Origin of the sequence: Helicobacter pylori, from assembly GCF_003638305.1 — a bacterium.
GTDB classification, from domain to species: domain Bacteria; phylum Campylobacterota; class Campylobacteria; order Campylobacterales; family Helicobacteraceae; genus Helicobacter; species Helicobacter pylori_DJ.
This window is the reverse complement of the sequence record NZ_MVYP01000025.1, coordinates 1-3,322: the sequence shown is the minus strand read 5'-3', so window position 1 is coordinate 3,322 and position 3,322 is coordinate 1. Positions and strand designations below refer to the sequence as shown.

Genomic DNA, 3,322 nt, shown 5'->3' with positions numbered 1-3,322 from the left:
TAAAACAGCTCGCTATGACTGCCTAACCTTAACAAAATAAGCTCATCATCTTTCACTAAATACACAAGCAAAATATCAGGCTTAATGTGGCATTCTCTAAAAGGTTTCCACTTTCCCTTTAAGGCATGATCTTGAAATTGTGGATCTAGCGGTTCTTTTTTTCTTAAGGTTAGAATGACTTCCTTCAAAACGCTATCATCAAACCCATTCAAAAGTAATTTATCAAAATCTTTTTGAAAAGATTTTTTAAGATTGAGTTTCAACACCCAAAGCCCTCTTTCTTTCATTGCTGTAACTAGAAAAATCCTCAACAATCAAATCGGTTTCTTTGTTGAGCGCATCTCTCATGGCTTGTTGCGTTTGAATGTTTGGGATCTCATGCCCCAAACAACAATCTCTTTTATCATCAAAAGCTTGGCTGATTTTTTGCAAGAGTTCATTTAATGCGTCTATTTTATCCTTAAAGTTTTGATCCCTTTTTTCCAATTCTTTAGCCATTTTTTCTTTAAAAGAAACTCTATCATTTTGCATCTTTTTGATTTTTCGCTCTAATTGATGGATTAAATTAAAAAGCTGTTTTTCGCTGTATTTTGTGTAGTCTTTTTCTGCGGTGATGTTAGGCATGCTTATTCCTTTTTTAAAAATATCAGCTCATTATAGCGCAAGCGATAGAGTGGGATTAAAAAGCTAGAAATCAAAACTTAAAGATTAAAAAGCGGATTGGGAAGTTAATGAAAAGATTAAACGATCAAAAGATTAAAAAATTAAAAATTAAAAAATTAAAGATTAAAAAGTTCTGTGAGTGAAAAATAATCGTTTTAGATTTGATTTTATAATAAACTCATTTTATTGAGTTTTGTTTTCTCAAAGTGATAGGAAGCGCTTTGAGATTATTCTCTCCCTTTTAATTTAAACCCCCCTATAAAAAGAACGCTTTTTTAAGAGATTATCGCTTAACTTAGCGTCAAGCTTTTCACTAACCCATCATCAAAAACGCTAAAAAGGATTTTTCATCAACCCCCCTAAAAAAACAAAGGGTTTAAGAAAAGAAACCCCTTAAAAAGAAGCCCCCTAAAAAAAGGAATTTAAAACAAAGGGTTCAAAAGAAACCCCTTAAAAAAAGAAGCCCAACTAAAACAAAGAGTTCAAAAAAAAAAGGGTTTAAAACAAAGAGTTCAAAAATGAAACCCCCCTAAAAAGAAAGAGAGTTAAAAAAGGGAGTTCCACAAAGGGTTCAATGTGAGCAGCTTTTAATAAGCGAACACATAATTCAAATACACGCTATAGAGTCTGCGGTATTTGAGTTCAGCCCCCATAAAGGAATAATAGTTCGTGTTAATGGTAGGGATTTTAAGCCCTAGTTCAATCCCATGCTGGGCCACATGATCGCTGCCTTTTTTCTTAGGTCTAGCAAGGTTCATTCTCACCCCCATGTTGAATAAGAATTGGAAGTTAGCGACATTCAGTTTAGCGTTATAGACATTATTCACGGTGGCTAAATTCACATACTCAGAGTTAAGCCAAGAAGTGCCCGCTAACGCAATGCCTCCAAAAAGCCCTACTGAAAGCTTGTTGTTTTTGCCTAAGAAATTGGTGGCTTTATCGTTGATGAAGTTATAGAGAGCGTCCGCTCCAAAGCCATAAGTCCACACGTCAGAAGCCGAGTTGAAAAAGCTGGATTTGATGAACGCATGGTTGTAATCAAAAAAGCCGTAATACCTAGCGCCCCATTTCCTTTTTTGGCCAAAGAATTGTTTGTAACCCACTTGGATACCGATCCCATTCATCGCGCCATTATTGGTTTGAGAACTGACGATGCCCATTTTCCTAAAAGGATTACGCCCTAACTCTTGGTTAATCGTTTGGATTTGGTTGTAAGTGTTTTGATTGAGGTAGTAATTGGTCTCTATGCCTTGCGGGCTATAGGGGTTATTCTTTTTGCTCACCGCATTTTGCAAGCTTTGCGCGTTAGGGATGCTTGAGAGCGCGGTGGTGATGCTGTTATAGGTGTTGCCCAATTCGTTGTATCTAGATTTGAAATTCACTAGAGTGTCAGCGATGTCTGCAGCTTGTTGGATTTGCTGCGCTCGAGTGCCAAAATGAGCGATGCTGTTTTTAAGATTTGTTATCGTTTGTCCTACATACGCACAGCCTGCCCCCCAAGTGTTAGAAGTTACCTGACCTGGATTGGTGCCCCTACGCTCACCCCCTTGCACTTCATAACACACCCCTAAAGAGTCTGATACAAAATTTTTAGGGATTTTTTCAAAGTTTTTCACCACTTGTTCGGCTTGGTTTAAAATCTCCGCTTGGGCTTGCGCGTTTTTGAGCATGCTTTGTGCAAAGCTAGCGTCTGTGTAAGGGTTGAATGGTTTTCCAGTATCCAAGTTGTTTTGATTTTGCGCATTTTCACTAACGATTTTGGCTTGCGCGACAGCTTCTTGCGCGTTAGCGATCATGCCTTGGATCGCGCTGATTTCATTCTTAAACATCCCACACATTGTCCCATTGCCGCTTATCCCTTGCCAATAACCGCTACCACCATTCTGAAAGTTTGGGCATGCCTCATTTAGGGTAGTGATAATGATGCTCGCTTGTTTTAAAAGCTCTTGAGCGTTATTTTCTGTGTTGATATTTTCTGTTGTTGATGTGCTTGTTGTGTTTATCCACTGGGTTGAAATAGCTTTCCCATGGCTCCATTGGTATATTAAAGGTTCATTTGGTTCGCCCCCCGTTCTTTTGTCTCCTTGAATAGTGAAATCAAGTTTTGTGGTGGTGTTGCTTAAAACGGGGACCCCATCTCCATTAGATCCATTGGCTGTCAAAGCCTTTTGAATGATTTGATAGGCTTTGTTGATGATCGCATAATTTTCAGTGGATATTGGCCCGCCATGTCCTGGTTGATAATACGAATTGCAAGTGATGGTCGTCGTATCTTGTCCTGGCACATTATTAAAGGTTTGGATCCCTCCATTTGCACTCTCGTTACTGCCAGGACCACAAGCAGTAAAAGCGTAGCTTGTAACTTGCCACAACCCCACTGCTGCATTCAACGCTAAAAGCACGGCTTGATACGCCGGGGAGTTGGTTTTGACATCAAGCAAATTCCTAGAGCTTGAGCCTAGATTATCCCTTGCGTCGTTAATCGCGCTCGGGTCAGCGGACAATTTGATAAGGGTGTTTAGGGTGCTGTAATTATTCAAAAGATTGTTCAGCTTTTCATAATTGTCTGAAAGCTCTTGAATGCCTTTGGTGTTTTTCACCATTTGAGCGGCTTCACCGATCTGATAACCCGCGCTCATGTAAAAGCCGTCGTCTTCAG

3 protein-coding genes are annotated in these 3,322 nt (G+C 39.3%); all 3 read right to left on the bottom strand.

The genetic code is table 11. From position 1 onward, the window contains the following. Positions 1-266: HP0894 family type II toxin-antitoxin system mRNA interferase toxin (locus EAL04_RS07795; RefSeq protein WP_039091455.1), on the bottom strand; the 266-nt coding region annotated here is incomplete at its 3' end. After that, positions 247-624, bottom strand: coding sequence for a type II toxin-antitoxin system HP0895 family antitoxin (locus EAL04_RS07790; protein WP_120974474.1), 378 nt, complete (start codon positions 622-624; stop codon positions 247-249). The genes EAL04_RS07790 and EAL04_RS07795, both read right to left, overlap by 20 nt. Positions 625-1,250: 626 nt before the next feature. Then, a partial coding sequence (locus EAL04_RS07785; RefSeq protein ID WP_162982531.1) for an outer membrane protein occupies positions 1,251-3,322 on the bottom strand: 2,072 nt, incomplete at its 5' end.